Annotated in this window: 9 protein-coding genes; 8 read left to right on the forward strand and 1 reads right to left on the reverse strand. The window is 72.3% G+C overall.

Going from position 1 to position 14,265, the window contains the following annotated elements; genetic code table 11:
- Window positions 1-115: 115 nt before the first annotated feature.
- The 6 genes from ACIQ8J_RS08910 to ACIQ8J_RS08935 all read left to right on the forward strand — a co-directional run bounded on the left by ACIQ8J_RS08910 (window position 116) and on the right by ACIQ8J_RS08935 (window position 10,462).
- A complete protein-coding gene (locus tag ACIQ8J_RS08910; RefSeq protein WP_403268490.1) occupies window positions 116-1,777 on the forward strand; it encodes a serine/threonine-protein kinase in 1,662 nt (553 codons plus the stop codon).
- A 98-nt stretch (window positions 1,778-1,875) separates the two neighbouring features.
- Entirely contained in the window at window positions 1,876-3,495 is a 1,620-nt protein-coding gene (locus ACIQ8J_RS08915; RefSeq protein WP_403268493.1) for a serine/threonine-protein kinase, read from the forward strand.
- A gap of 98 nt (window positions 3,496-3,593) precedes the next feature.
- Window positions 3,594-5,240: a serine/threonine-protein kinase gene (locus ACIQ8J_RS08920; protein ID WP_403268496.1), complete on the forward strand. Its 1,647-nt coding sequence runs from the start codon at window positions 3,594-3,596 to the stop codon at window positions 5,238-5,240.
- A gap of 219 nt (window positions 5,241-5,459) precedes the next feature.
- Window positions 5,460-7,088, forward strand: coding sequence for a succinic semialdehyde dehydrogenase (locus ACIQ8J_RS08925; RefSeq protein ID WP_403268499.1), 1,629 nt, complete (start codon window positions 5,460-5,462; stop codon window positions 7,086-7,088).
- Window positions 7,089-7,137: 49 nt separating this feature from the next.
- Window positions 7,138-8,940, forward strand: coding sequence for a GMC oxidoreductase (locus tag ACIQ8J_RS08930; protein ID WP_403268502.1), 1,803 nt, complete (start codon window positions 7,138-7,140; stop codon window positions 8,938-8,940).
- A 292-nt stretch (window positions 8,941-9,232) separates the two neighbouring features.
- The gene (locus tag ACIQ8J_RS08935) at window positions 9,233-10,462 is read left to right on the forward strand and encodes a hypothetical protein (protein ID WP_403268505.1); all 1,230 of its coding nucleotides are present in this window, start codon (window positions 9,233-9,235) and stop codon (window positions 10,460-10,462) included.
- A 529-nt stretch (window positions 10,463-10,991) separates the two neighbouring features.
- Here the strand turns inward: ACIQ8J_RS08935 and ACIQ8J_RS08940 are convergent.
- The gene (locus ACIQ8J_RS08940) at window positions 10,992-11,297 is read right to left on the reverse strand and encodes a chorismate mutase (protein WP_403268508.1); all 306 of its coding nucleotides are present in this window, start codon (window positions 11,295-11,297) and stop codon (window positions 10,992-10,994) included.
- A 322-nt stretch (window positions 11,298-11,619) separates the two neighbouring features.
- Between ACIQ8J_RS08940 and guaA the strand changes: the two genes are divergently transcribed.
- Together guaA and ACIQ8J_RS08950 are read left to right on the forward strand one after the other, a co-directional pair.
- Window positions 11,620-13,218, forward strand: coding sequence for a glutamine-hydrolyzing GMP synthase (gene guaA, locus ACIQ8J_RS08945; RefSeq protein WP_403268510.1), 1,599 nt, complete (start codon window positions 11,620-11,622; stop codon window positions 13,216-13,218).
- 166 nt (window positions 13,219-13,384) lie between these two features.
- A complete protein-coding gene (locus tag ACIQ8J_RS08950; RefSeq protein ID WP_403268513.1) occupies window positions 13,385-14,173 on the forward strand; it encodes a class II aldolase/adducin family protein in 789 nt (262 codons plus the stop codon).
- Window positions 14,174-14,265 lie beyond the last annotated feature (92 nt).

Genomic DNA, 14,265 nt, shown 5'->3' on the forward strand with positions numbered 1-14,265 from the left:
CTGATCATCGCGGGACCAACGGTCCGTATGGTCACGGTTGGGTGCCCCGAGGTTCCCTGGCTGGATTCCGCTCCGTAACCTGACCCCGTAGGAAAGGTCTGGCCGGGCGGGGGACGTGGAAAACACTCACAGCACGAGCGGCTCCGGGGCGGGGCTGCTGCTAGCCGGGCGCTATCGGCTCGGGGACGCGATAGGCCGCGGCGGCATGGGCAAGGTCTGGCGCGCCCACGACGAGCTCCTGCACCGCACCGTGGCCGTCAAGGAACTCACCGCGGCCCTGTACGTGTCCGAGGCCGACCGGGTGGTGCTGCACGCGCGCACCCAGAAGGAGGCCCGCGCCGCCGCCCGCATCACCCACCCCGGCGTCGTCACCGTCCACGACGTGCTCGACCACGACAACCGCCCGTGGATCGTCATGCAGTACGTCGACGGGCCCTCGCTCGCCGACGCCGTCAAGGCCGCCGAAGGCCACCGCATCGACGCGCGCGAGGCCGCCCGCATAGGGCTCCACGTCCTCGGCGCGCTGCGCGCCGCGCACTCCGCCGGCGTACTGCACCGCGACGTGAAGCCCGGCAACGTGCTGCTCGCCAGCGACGGCCGGGTGCTGCTCACCGACTTCGGGATCGCCGCCATCGAGGGCGACGTCACCATCACCAAGACCGGCGAACTCGTCGGCTCCATCGACTACCTGGCGCCCGAGCGGGTCCAGGGCGCCCACCCCGGCCCCGCCTCCGACCTGTGGTCGCTCGGCGCCACCCTGTACGCCGCGGTGCAGGGCGAATCGCCGTTCCGCCGGGACTCGCCGATCTCCACCATGCAGGCCGTGGTGGCCGAGGAGCCGCCGCCGCCGGACCGGGCCGGGCCGCTGGCCCCCGTCATCGTCGCGCTGCTGCGCAAGAAGCCGGAGGAGCGGCCCTCGGCCGAGGAGACCGAGCGGATGTTCCTCGACGCGATGGAGGGGCGTACGTCCAAGTCGGCGCAGGCCTATGTGCCGACCCGTCGGCTGTCCGAGGCGGAGCTGCGGTCGGCGGCCGCGTCGGAGACCGGGCCCACCGGGCTCGACCCGGCCCCGCGGCCGCAGACCGCGCCCGCGCCGCCCGCGCCGGTGCCCGCCGCCCGTCCGGCGCGCCGGGGGCGCTGGCGGACCGTGGCGCTGGTGCTCGCGCTGGCCGCGGCGATCGGGGTGGGTGCCGGATACGCGTTCATGAAGTACCAGGAGGGCCAGGGCGGTTCGGGCGCCGACTCGGGGGCCTCCGGTGCGAGCGGTACTCCGGAGGCCGGCCACCAGCCGAGCGGCGGCGACCCGTCGGTGCCGGACGGCTGGCAGCGGGTCAAGGACCCGACCGGCTTCAGCCTGCTCGTGCCCAAGGGCTGGCGGCGCCAGATGGACGGCGCCGAGATCGACTACACCCCGGACAACGGCAAGCACCGCATCCGCATCAGCGCCACCAAGGTGCCGGACTTCGAGAACCCGTACATGCACATGCTCAACATGGAGAAGTCGCTCAAGGACCGGCTGCCCCAGTACAAGCGGGTCACCCTGCACGGCAACAACTTCCGGGACCAGGTGAAGTCCTCGCTCTGGGAGTTCACGTACGTGGAGAAGGTGGACTTCCCCGGCAAGCGGCACGCGATCGACCAGATGTACTACGCGGATGGCGGCAGGCCCGAGTACGCGATCTACATGTCGGGTCCCGAGGACGACTGGGCCACCACCCGCCAGCAGTTCGACACGGTCCTGCAGGGCTGGCAGCCGAAACCCGCGACCGGCGGCTGACCGGGGTTTTCCGGCCTCTCGCGAACACCGCCGGAGCCCGGCCGGGGTGCGGCATGATGGCCCCCTGAACGTGTGCGGGGAGATCGAGGGGGAACCCGGTGCCCACAGCAGACCAGGATCCGAGAGATCCCCGGGAACAGCTCAACTCCCGTCTGATCGCGGGACGTTACCGCCTGCGCGACCGGCTCGGCCGGGGCGGGATGGGCACGGTGTGGCGCGCGGACGACGAACTCCTCGGCCGCCAGGTCGCCGTCAAGGAACTGCACCCCGAGGGCGGCGCGCCCGCCACGGCCGCGCTGCGCGAGGCCCGCGCGGTCGCCCAGATCAAGCACCCGCACGTGATCGTCGTCCACGACGTCGTGGAGGAGTTCCCCGAAGGGGCGGCGGGCAGGGGACGTTCGTACATCGTGATGGAACTGGTCGACGGCGGCTCGCTCGCCGACCGGCTCGCCTCGGCCGGGCCCGTGGCTGTCGGAGAGGCCGCACGCATGGGGATCGCGCTCCTCGGCGCCCTCGCGACCGCGCACGCCCGGGGCGTGCTGCATCGCGACCTCAAGCCCGCCAACGTGCTCATCGAGGAGGGCACCGGGCGGGTCGTGCTCACCGACTTCGGGATCGCCCAGGTGCCGGGCACCTCGACCATCAGCGAGGAGGGCGCGTTCGTCGGCTCGCCCGAATACACCGCGCCGGAGCGGATGCAGGGCGCGAGCGCCGGGCCCGAGTCGGACCTGTGGTCGCTCGGCGCGCTGCTGTGCGCGGCGCTGAGCGGCGAATCCCCCTTCCACCGCGACTCGTTGGGCGGGGTCCTGCACGCCGTCGTCCTGGACGAGATCCGTCCGCCGCGGGCCGCGGGCCCGCTGCTCCCGGTCGTCCGCGGCCTCCTGGAGCGCGATCCGGAGCACCGCCTCGGCGCGGTGGAGGCGGAGTCGCTGCTGCGCACCTTCGCCGCGACGGGCAGCACCCCGAGGCCGCGCTACGTGCCGACCGAGCGCGTCGCGCAGCCGCCTGCGACACCCCAGGTGCCCGCCACGCCGCTCGCCCCGGCGGTTCCTGCCGTCCGGCCGTGGCAGGCGCGGAGCGTGCTGGTCGGGGCCGCCCTGGTGATCGTGCTGGCCGGGGCGGGCGCGGCCGTCGCGGTCTTCGCACTCGGCGATGCGGAAACGGTCGACGGCTCGGTGCGGCAGACCGCGCCGAGCGCGAACGCGGCCCCGCCGTACGCGTCCTGGCGACCGCCCCCGCCGCCCCCGCCACCACCCCGGCAGGCCCCGCCGCCGGTGCCCGACGGATACCGGTTCGTGCGCGACCCGGACGGCTTCGGCCTCGCGCTGCCCGACGGATACGTCCGTACGACCGACACACAGCGCGTCTTCTACACCTCGGCGGACGGCGCGCAGCGGATCGGCATCCGCACGCAGAACTCGGTGTCCGGCGGCCCGCTCGCGGTGATGCGCGCCTCGGCCGCCAACGGGCCGACCAGCAACCCCGGTTACCGCGACGGCAAGGTCACCGCGACCACCCACCGCGGCAACGACGCGGCGCTGTGGGAGTTCACCTGGGACGGCTTCACCAAGGCCGAGGGCGCCCGGCACACCTACGACCTGTGCTGGGACGAGTACGGGCGGATGTACGACGTGTGGGTCTCGGCACCGGTCGGCCGCCTGGACGAGGCGAAGCGGAACTTCGACACGGCCCTCGACTCCTTCGTCCCCGGGCCCTGACGTTCCTCCGGCCGCCGAAGGGCCCGCCTCTGTCACGGGTGTGCATCTGCACATCCGTCGATGTGGCACCGTGCGCCACAGTTCGTCAGGATGTGGACATGACGAACGATGGGGGACGGGCGAACGAGCCCACCAGCTACGGCCTGCGGCCCCCGGAGCCCGCTCCGGTACCGCCGCAGACCTCGTACGAGCCGACGCAGCAGCATCACCAGCAGAAGGAGACGGCAGCGGCGGCCGACGGCACCGGACGGCTGATCGGCGGCCGCTACCGGCTGGTCGGCCGGCTCGGGCACGGCGGCATGGGCACGGTCTGGCGGGCGCGCGACGAGGTCGTCGACCGCGAGGTGGCGGTCAAGGAGCCGCGCCTCCCGGACCACTTGGGCGACCGCGAGCGCGCCAACGTCCATCTGCGCATGCAGCGCGAGGCCCGCGCCGCCGCCCGCATCGACCACCCGTCGGTGGTCACCGTGCACGACGTGGTGATGGAGGACGGCAGGCCGTGGATCGTGATGGAGCTCGTACGCGGCCAGTCGCTCGCCGACCGGCTCCAGGAGGGCACCCTCGACGTCCGCGAGGCGTCCAGGATCGGGCTCGCGGTGCTCGGCGCGCTCGGTGCCGCCCACGAGGCGGGCGTACTGCACCGTGACGTCAAGCCGGACAACGTGCTGCTCGGCCGCGGCGACCGGGTCGTGCTCACCGACTTCGGCATCGCCCAGGTCGAGGGCGAGCAGGGCCTGACCGAGACCGGCGCCTTCGTCGGCTCGCCCGAATTCATCGCCCCGGAACGGGTGTTGGGGCAGCGGCCGGGCCCCGAGTCCGACCTGTGGTCGCTCGGCGTCGTCCTGTACGCGGCGGTCGAGGGCATGTCGCCCTACCGCCGCAGCAACACCCCCGCCACCCTCCAGGCGGTGCTCTCCGCCGAACCGCAGATGCCCGCCCGGGGCTCCGGCGCGTTCGGCACCCTCGTCATGCAGCTCCTGCGCAAGGACCCGGCGGCCAGGCCGACCGCCGCCGAGATCCGGGCGGTCCTGGAACCGGTGGCCAATCCGGCGCCGGCCGCGCTCGCGGCGACCCGGCTGTTCGCGGGCGAGTCGGCGCCGAACGGCGGGAGCCGCTGGGTGCCGCCGGTGCTCGTCGGCAACCGGGCGGCCCAGTACGGGCTCGGCGGCGGGCTGCTCGCGGTGGCGGTCGTGCTCGCGCTGGTCCTGGCCGATCCGTTCGGCGGCGGCGGGCTTCCGGCCGGCTGGCAGGTCCGGCCGGAAAACGAGGTGCTGCACGCGGACATGGCGGTCCCCGAGGACTACGCGCGCAGCCAGGGCAACGACGGCAACAACGTCACCTACGCGGACCCGAGCGCGGTGTTCAGGATCTACGCCGACCGGCTCGACCCGGCCACCGACAGGGCCAACCAGCCCTACAAGACACTGCCCGCGGACCCCGCCGCCTGGAAGACGTACTACGAGAAGGGCGGCCAGAACGGCACCGAGTTCAAGGACGGCAAGGTGACCACCAAGACGGTGCGGCACCAGGGCAAGAACGCGTACGACGTCGTCACCGACTACACGCCGCTGTCCTCCTCCGACCCCAATCCGACCCGCTACCGCTACCACGAGCTGCTCGTGCCCGGGAAGGGCAGCGGCTACTGGCGGCTGCGGGTCTCGATGCCGGCGGCGGGCAAGGCGGCGAAGGACGGCGAGGCGCTGTTCAGCCAGGTCGCCGACGGGCTCAAGATCCACGATCTGTAGGCCGGGAACGGAGCCGGACCGGGATCCGTCACACCCCCGCGTACCGGGCGCTGTGATGGATCCCAGTCCGTTCCGCTTGCGGGAGTTGACCGGGTCCGGGCAGTCGTGAGCGGCTGATCAGCGGTTATGCGGCCAGCGATCGCTGGCATGGTTACCGGGGGTCCGAAAACCCATTACCGACGGGTACCGAAAGTGCCCGGCCGGGCATACCCTCGCCCCATGACGGACTCGCAGGCCTCGCCCACGACCACCCTCAAGCCCGCCGGCACCAACCCGGTCGCCCCGGCCCCCGCAGGCGCGCGCACCGCCGCCGACGTGGTCACCGGCCAGCTGGTCGCCCAGCTCACCCGGGGCGTGGTCGGCTCCGGCCGGACCGCCAACCACACCCCGTTCACCGGGGAGAAGCTGGCCGAGCTGCCCGAGTCCACGCCCGAGGACGTCGCCGAGGCCTTCGCGCGCGCCCGCACCGCGCAGCCCGCGTGGGCCGCGACCCCGGTCCGGGCCCGCGCCGCCGTGCTGCTCCGCTTCCACGACCTCGTACTCGCCCGCCAGGCCGAGGTGCTCGACCTGATCCAGCTGGAGACCGGCAAGGCGCGGCTGCACGCGCACGAAGAGGTGCAGGCCGTCGCCGTCGCCGCCCGCCACTACGGGCGCAAGGCCCCCGCCTATCTGAAGCCCAAGCGGCACACGGGAGTTGTGCCCACCCTGACCAAGGTCACCGAGCTGCGCCAGCCGCGCGGGGTGGTCGGGCAGATCGCGCCCTGGAACTACCCCTTCGAGCTGTCGATCGGCGACGCGCTGCCCGCGTTCGTGTCCGGCAACGCGGTCGTGATGAAGCCCGACACCGAGACCGCGCTGACCGCCCTGTGGGCGCGCGACCTGCTGATCGAGGCGGGGCTTCCGGCCGAGGTCTTCCAGGTCGTCCTCGGGGACGGACCGGTCGTCGGCCCGGAGGTCGTCCGGCACGCCGACTACGTCTCCTTCACCGGCTCGACCCGCACCGGCCGCGAGGTCGCTCAGGGCGCGGCGGCCCGACTCGTGGGCGTGTCACTGGAGTTGGGCGGCAAGAACGCCATGCTCGTACTGCACGACGCCGACATCGAGAAGGCGTCCGCGGGCGCCGTCCGCGCCTGCTTCTCCTCCGCCGGGCAGCTCTGCATATCGATCGAGCGACTGTACGTTCACGAGTCGGTCGCCGACGCCTTCCTTGAGCGATTCGCCGCACGCACGAAGGCGATGCGGCTCGGTCGCTCGCTCGCTTACGGTGCGGACATGGGCTCGCTGGTCGGCGAGCGCCAGTTGGAGACCGTCACCCGGCACGTCGAAGAGGCCGTCGCCAAGGGCGCCAAGCTCATCGCGGGCGGCGTCGCCCGCCCCGACATCGGCCCCCTCTTCTACGAGCCCACCATCCTCGACGGCGTCGAGGCCCCGATGGCGGTGTGCGGCGAGGAGACCTTCGGCCCGGTCGTCTCCGTCTACCGCTTCACGGACGAGGACGAGGTCGTCGAGCAGGCCAACGCCACCGCGTACGGCCTCAACTCCTCGGTGTGGACGAGGGATTCGCGCCGCGGCCACCAGGTGGCGGCGAAGCTGCGCACCGGCACGGTGAACATCAACGAGGGGTACGCCCCCGCGTACGGCAGCGTCCAGTCGCCGATGGGCGGCATGAAGGACTCCGGGCTCGGCCGCCGGCACGGCTCCGAGGGCATCCTCAAGTACACCGAGGCCCAGACCGTCGCCCAGCAGCGGCTCATCCCGCTGGCCCCGTCCTTCGGCATGGACGACGAGAAGTACGCGGCCTTCATGACCCGCAGCCTGAAGGCGATGAAGGCCCTGCGCCTGCGCTGACGCCCGCCGAGCCCCGTCCGTTTCGCACCCGTTCGATGCGAGGAGAGCCATGTCCCAGGTACCCCCTGCCCGGAATCCGGACGAGGACGGCACGTACGACTACGACGTCGTCGTGGTCGGCTCGGGCTTCGGCGGCTCGGTGACCGCGCTCCGGCTCACCGAGAAGGGCTACCGGGTCGGCGTCCTGGAGGCGGGCCGCCGCTTCACTCCGGCCACCCTGCCCAAGAACTCCTGGGACCTCAAGAACTACCTGTGGGCGCCCAGGCTCGGCATGTACGGCATCCAGCGCATCCACCTGCTCGGCAATGTGATGGTGCTGGCGGGCGCCGGGGTCGGCGGCGGCTCCCTGAACTACGCCAACACCCTGTACGTGCCGCCGAAGCAGTTCTTCGAGGACCCGCAGTGGAAGGACATCACCGACTGGCAGGAGGAACTGAAGCCGTACTACGACCAGGCACGGCGCATGCTCGGGGTCCGGCTCAACCCGACGATGACGCCCTCCGACGTCCACCTCAAGGCCGCAGCCCGGCGCATGGGGGTCGGCGACACCTTCCACATGGCGCCGGTCGGCGTCTTCTTCGGCGACGGCAAGGACGCGGACGGTACGTCAAAGGCCAAGCCCGGCACGGCAGTTGACGATCCGTACTTCGGCGGCGCGGGCCCGTCCCGCACGGCGTGCACCGAGTGCGGCGAGTGCATGACGGGCTGCCGGCACGGCGCGAAGAACACCCTGAACGAGAACTACCTCTACCTCGCCGAGAAGGCGGGCGCCGTGGTCCACCCCATGACGACCGTCGTCTCGGTGACCGACGACTCCCGGGGCGGCTTCGCCGTCGCGACCCTGCCGACCGACCGCAAGAACTCCGCGGGCCGGCTCTTCACGGCGCGCCGCGTCGTCATCGCCGCCGGCACCTACGGCACCCAGACCCTGCTGCACCGCATGAAGGCGGGCGGTCAACTCCCGTATGTCTCCCGGCGGTTGGGCGAGCTGACCCGGACCAACTCGGAGGCGCTGGTCGGCGCGCAGACCAACAACCGCCGCTACCGCAAGCAGCACGGCGCGCCCAGGGTCGACTTCACCCGGGGCGTCGCCATCACCTCCTCGATCCACCCGGACGAGAACACCCACATCGAGCCGGTCCGCTACGGCAAGGGCTCGAACGCGATGGGCGGCATGTCGATCCTCCAGGTGCCCTACGGAGCCAACCGGGTGCGGAACTGGCTCGGCAACGCGGCGAAGCACCCCCTGCTCCTCGCGCGTTCGATCAACAACCACCGCTGGTCCGAGCGGACGATCATCGGTCTGGTCATGCAGTCGCTCGACAATTCGCTCACGACCCATCTGAAGCCGGACGGCGTCGGCAAGGGCCTGCTGACCGCCGAACAGGGCCACGGCGCGCCCAACCCCAAGCAGATCAGGGCGGCTTCGGAGGGGGCGGCGGCGATCGCCGCGGAGATCAACGGCTTCGCGGGCTCCAACGTCGGTGAGCTCATGGGCACCCCGCTCACCGCGCACTTCCTGGGCGGCTGCGCGATCGGCGACTCGGCCGAGACCGGCGTGATCGACCCGTATCACCGGCTGTACGGGCACCCCGGCATCTCGGTGGTGGACGGCGCGGCCGTCTCGGCGAACCTGGGCGTGAACCCGTCCCTGACGATCACCGCGCAGGCCGAGCGCGCCATGTCCTTCTGGCCCAACAAGGGCGAGGAGGACCCCCGCCCGGCACCCGGTGCGGCCTACCGCCGGCTCGCCCCGGTCGAGCCGAAGACCCCGGCGGTCCCGGCCGAGGCGTTCGGCGCCCTGCGGCTGCCGTTCCTGGGCATGCCGACGGTCCCGCCGAAGGAGCGCTGAGCGCTCCGCCGGACGTGCGGTCAGGACACGGCAAGAGGCGCTGCACCCCCCTCCGAGTGCAGCGCCTCTCACGTACGGAGCCTGGTGGAGCCCCGCCGAAGTGCACAGACCACGGGCGAGGCTGTTGGTTCCGCATGCATGACCTGCGGCTGCTGTGAATGGTTGTCCTGGCTTCACGCAATCCTTATGTGATCCACACCACTGCTTCACCGTGGCAACCATCGCCGGGCGCTGCCTGTCGAACCCCTGCCGCGGCCGCCCGTGCCGCACAGGACATGTCAAGGGGGGCCCAGTGAGGGACAAGCCGCCGATCCCGGACGAGCCGTCGGGCGACGCCTCGCTGCCGGACGAGATCTGGGAGCGGTTCGCAGGCGACACCGAGCAGGACATCCGGGCGTCCGCGCCCAAGGAGCCCTCGGCGCGGGCCCGGATGGTGACCGAGCGGCTGCGCAGGGAGCAGGAGGCCGCCGAGCGTGCCGTCCGCGCGGACAAGGGCAGGCGCACGAGCAGGTGGCGCGGCTCCGTGGCCCGCAAGGGCAGGCAGCGCGGCACCGAGCCGGCCGGCTGGCGGACCGGCCCCGCCTGGCAGGAAATGAACGGGCGGGCCGCCCGCCGGCGCCGCATGGGGGGCGTGCTCGGCATCCTGGGCTGCGCCGTGCTGCTGCTCGTCGCGCTGAACCCGTCCCGCGCGCTGTCCCTGCTCTTCGGCGGCGACTCCTCCGACGGCAGGGCGGCGGCCCAGCTGCCGCCGGAGACCGCCGCGCCCACCGCGGCACCGGCCTCGGTCGACCCGGACCTGCCCACCCTCAAGGAGCCCTTCCGCGGCTCGCCCGCGCTCCAGTACGCGGACGGCGCCGCCGGGATCGAGGTGCCCGAGGCCACCGCCGTCGGCGGGCTCTCCAAGGAGCAGGTGGCCGCGGCCCTGAACAGCACCCGCGCCCTCCTGATCGATGCCGACCTCGCCCCGGCGACCCTGCGCGGCGACCGACCCGAGGCCGCCCTCGGGCTCATCGACCCCGAGGAGAAGGAGGTGGTGGACCGCCTCAACGCCTCCTTGGCCAAGCCGGACAAGAAGAACGACCCGCTGCAATTCTTCACGCGCTTCAACCCCAAGGAGGTCGTGCCCGTCGGAGACGTGGTCAAGACCCGCGGCCGGATGACGTTCACCAAGGACGACCGGGGCGGGGTCGTCGTGCACGCCGACTACACCTTCGTCTACCCGCTGAAGCAGGCCGCGCCCGGCTCGGAGACGGTGGCCCGCACGATCGTGCGCCGCGTCCTCGACGTCGAGGCGTCCGACCCCTCCGACAAGGAGACCACCGCCGGGAAGCTCTGGGTCGTCAGCTACGACGAGAACTTCGGCAACACGGGGTGCGGGGACAGCGACGGCTATATGCACCCCCGGTTCCGCGACACCGCCGCGTCGGGCCCCACCCCGAGCGGCTCCCCGGTCGACCCGTACGACCGCAGGGAGCTGAGCACCGACCGTTCGGGGGGCTGCCACCTCGCCAGCCGCACGTAGCTTCGGAGCCGTACGCGGCAGCCAGGCGAAGGGCCCCGTGGCCGTCCCGTACAGCGATGTGTACGGGCGGCCGACGGGGCCCTGGGCCGTCGGCACCGGCGTCAGGGCAGCGTCGGTGCCGCGGGGCGGCGCCGGGGGGTGCGCCGCTGGACTGTGCGCCCGGGTGGCCGCCCCGGCGCACACGGGGCGCGCGAGTGGTGTCGACCATTGGCAACGGGCTGGTGCGGTACGGGACTTGTCATTGCATCGTGCTGGACGGGCCGCGCCCGGCGCAACCGTTCGGACCGGATGCGGCCGGCCCCGGGCGTCCCCGGAACCGACCGCCCTTATGGGGTGACCGGGCTGCTGTCCCCTGCCGACCGGTCACGCACACTGGGACGAGGTCCCACGACGCACTTGAGGTGCGTCACACGCCCCAGCGGAGCCACGCGTGGTTTTTTCGGGCCCGCCCCTGGCTGGCGCGGACACCCCACCAACGAAGCCGTGCCGGGGGCGGTCACGGTGCCGTACGGGTGAGGAGCGCCCGAACTCAGATACGGCCGCGGCACAGCTCCAGCACCGTCATCGCAAGCGCGGTGCCGGGCTTGCCCAGGGCGTCGCGGAAGTGGGCCAGGACCTCCATCTCGCGGTTCAGATTGACCCGGCGGCCGCCGGAGGCGATCCGGGACTCCTGGATGACGGCCGAGACGGCCATGCGTTCCTGGATGAGACCGATGATGCGGTCGTCGAGCGCGTCGATGCGCTCCCGCGCACCGGTGATCACCGCCGCGGCCTCGTCGGTGCGGGCGCCGGTCTTCTCGGTGACGGACACGGGGACGGACATGGGGACGGACATGGGGGGCTCCTTCTGAGGATGGTGCGCCCCGGAGCGGCAAGGACCGGAAACCGCAGAGCGCCCCGGGCCTTGTCGGCCCGGGGCGCTCTGGGAAGTTCGTCTGTCAGTCGCTCAAGCAGCAGAACCAACGGACCCATGGCGTCCGGCGGGCCGGGTGCCATAGGTAAAGACGAAGGTCAGGTGCTCGCGCATGGGCACAGTATGGACCGGGGCCCCGAGCGCGGGCCAATCCGGGTTCGGATGGTGAGACGAACCCGGACCCGGCCGCCCCGGTAGAATCGACAAATACCGACCCCCTCCCACCGCCGGAAGGCCGCCACCCGTGCCAGCAGCACCCTCCGCAGCCGCGCCCGACAGCAACCCGGACGTCGTCCTGGTTGTCGACTTCGGCGCGCAGTACGCCCAGCTCATCGCCCGCCGCGTCCGCGAGGCCCGGGTCTACAGCGAGATCGTCCCGAGCTCCATGCCCGTGGCCGAGATGCTGGCCAAGGACCCGAAGGCGATCATCCTCTCCGGCGGCCCCTCCTCCGTGTACGCGGAGGGCGCCCCGCGCCTGGACCGCGCGATCTTCGAGGCCGGGGTGCCGGTCTTCGGCATGTGCTACGGCTTCCAGCTGATGGCGACGACGCTGGGCGGCACGGTCGACGACAACGGCGCCCGCGAGTACGGCCGCACCCCGCTGACCGTCTCCAAGACCGGCTCCACGCTCTTCGAGGGCAGCCCGGCCGAGCAGTCGGTGTGGATGTCGCACGGCGACGCCTGCTCCGCCGCCCCCGAGGGCTTCACGGTGACGGCCTCCACCGACGTCGTACCGGTGGCCGCCTTCGAGAACGACGAGAAGAAGCTGTACGGCGTCCAGTACCACCCCGAGGTGCTGCACTCCACGCACGGCCAGCAGATCCTGGAGCACTTCCTCTACCGCGGCGCGGGCATCGAGCCCACCTGGACGACGCACAACGTGGTCGAGGAGCAGGTCGCCCTCATCCGCGAGCAGGTCGGCACCAAGCGCGCCATCTGCGGCCTGTCCGGCGGCGTGGACTCCGCGGTCGCCGCGGCCCTCGTACAGAAGGCCATCGGCTCCCAGCTGACCTGCGTGTACGTCGACCACGGCCTGATGCGCAAGGGCGAGACCGAGCAGGTCGAGAAGGACTTCGTGGCCGCCACCGGCGTCCAGCTGAAGGTCGTCGACGCGCAGGAGCGGTTCCTCACCGCGCTGGCCGGCGTCTCGGACCCGGAGACCAAGCGGAAGATCATCGGCCGCGAGTTCATCCGCGTCTTCGAGCAGGCCCAGGCCGAGATCGTGGCCGAGGGCGCGGCGGACGGCGAGGAGGTCGCCTTCCTCGTCCAGGGCACCCTGTACCCGGACGTCGTGGAGTCCGGCGGCGGCACCGGCACCGCGAACATCAAGTCGCACCACAACGTGGGCGGCCTCCCCGAGGACCTGGAGTTCCAGCTCGTCGAGCCGCTGCGCAAGCTGTTCAAGGACGAGGTCCGCATGGTCGGCCAGGAGCTCGGCCTGCCGGACGAGATCGTCCACCGCCAGCCGTTCCCGGGCCCCGGCCTCGGCATCCGCATCGTCGGCGAGGTCACCAAGGACCGCCTCGACCTGCTGCGCGAGGCCGACGCGATCGCCCGCGAGGAGCTGACCGCGGCCGGGCTCGACCGCGAGATCTGGCAGTGCCCGGTCGTGCTGCTCGCCGACGTGCGCTCGGTGGGCGTCCAGGGCGACGGCCGCACCTACGGCCACCCGATCGTGCTGCGCCCGGTCTCCTCCGAGGACGCCATGACGGCGGACTGGACGCGGATGCCGTACGACGTGCTCGCGAAGATCTCGACGCGCATCACCAACGAGGTCGCCGATGTGAACCGGGTGGTCCTCGACGTGACGAGCAAGCCGCCGGGCACGATCGAGTGGGAGTGAGCTGAGCGGCTGCCCTCTTCGCCGACGCGGAGCTGAGCCGCCGCCGGGCACCATCGCGTGGGAGCAGCACCCACCGCGACGACGGCGCCGCCCCGACCGGGGCGGCGCCGTTCGTCGTTGCCGCAGGACTCTGTTCACCTGCGGTGACGCGAGGTAGCTTCCGGCCATGACTGAGACGCCCGAGCCGATACCGGTTGACCAGCTGCGGTTCGATCTGCCGCCCGTGCACGACAGCCCCGCCGAGGAGCGGCAGTACCGCAAGGAGCGGCTCGCGGGGGCGCTGAGACTCTTCGCGCGGTTCGGCTACGAGGAAGGCGTGTCGGGCCATGTCACCGCGCGCGACCCGGAGTTGGCGGACTGCTACTGGGTGAACCCGTTCGGGGTGCCCTTCGCGCACGTGACCGCGGGCGAGCTGATCCTGGTCAACGGGGACGGCCAGGTGGTGCGGGGCGACCGCCACGTCAACCAGGCCGCGTTCACCGTGCACGCCCAGGTGCACCGGGCCCGCCCCGAGGCCGTCGCCGTCGTCCACACGCACTCGACGTACGGGCGGGCGCTCGCGGCACTGGGCGACTTCGTGGAGCCGTACACGCAGGAGGCCTGCGCGTTCTTCGAGGACCACGCGGTGTACGACGCCTACACCGGGGTGGTGGTCGACGCGGAGGAGGGGCGGCGGATCGCGGCCGCGCTCGCCTCGTACAAGGCGGTGATCCTGCGCAACCACGGGCTGCTCACCGTCGGGGACTCGGTGGACGCGGCGGCCTGGTGGTTCATCTCGATGGAGCGGTGCGCGCGGGTGCAGCTCGCGGCGCGGGCGGCCGGGAAGCCCGTGCTCATCGAGCGGCGGGACGCGGTGGCGACCAGGGACCAACTGGGCAGCGACCTGGTGGCGTGGATCAACTACCAGCCGATGTGGCGCCTGATCAGCCGGGCCGAGCCCGAACTCCTGTCGTAGTACGTCAATTTGATGGTGCGTCAATCACCCGCAGGCCCCGCAGCGCGGGACCGGGGAGCGGCTTTCGTACGGAACAATTCCCTGACGGCTCA

The organism is Streptomyces sp. NPDC094147 (genome assembly GCF_044764265.1).
Lineage (GTDB): Bacteria > Actinomycetota > Actinomycetes > Streptomycetales > Streptomycetaceae > Streptomyces.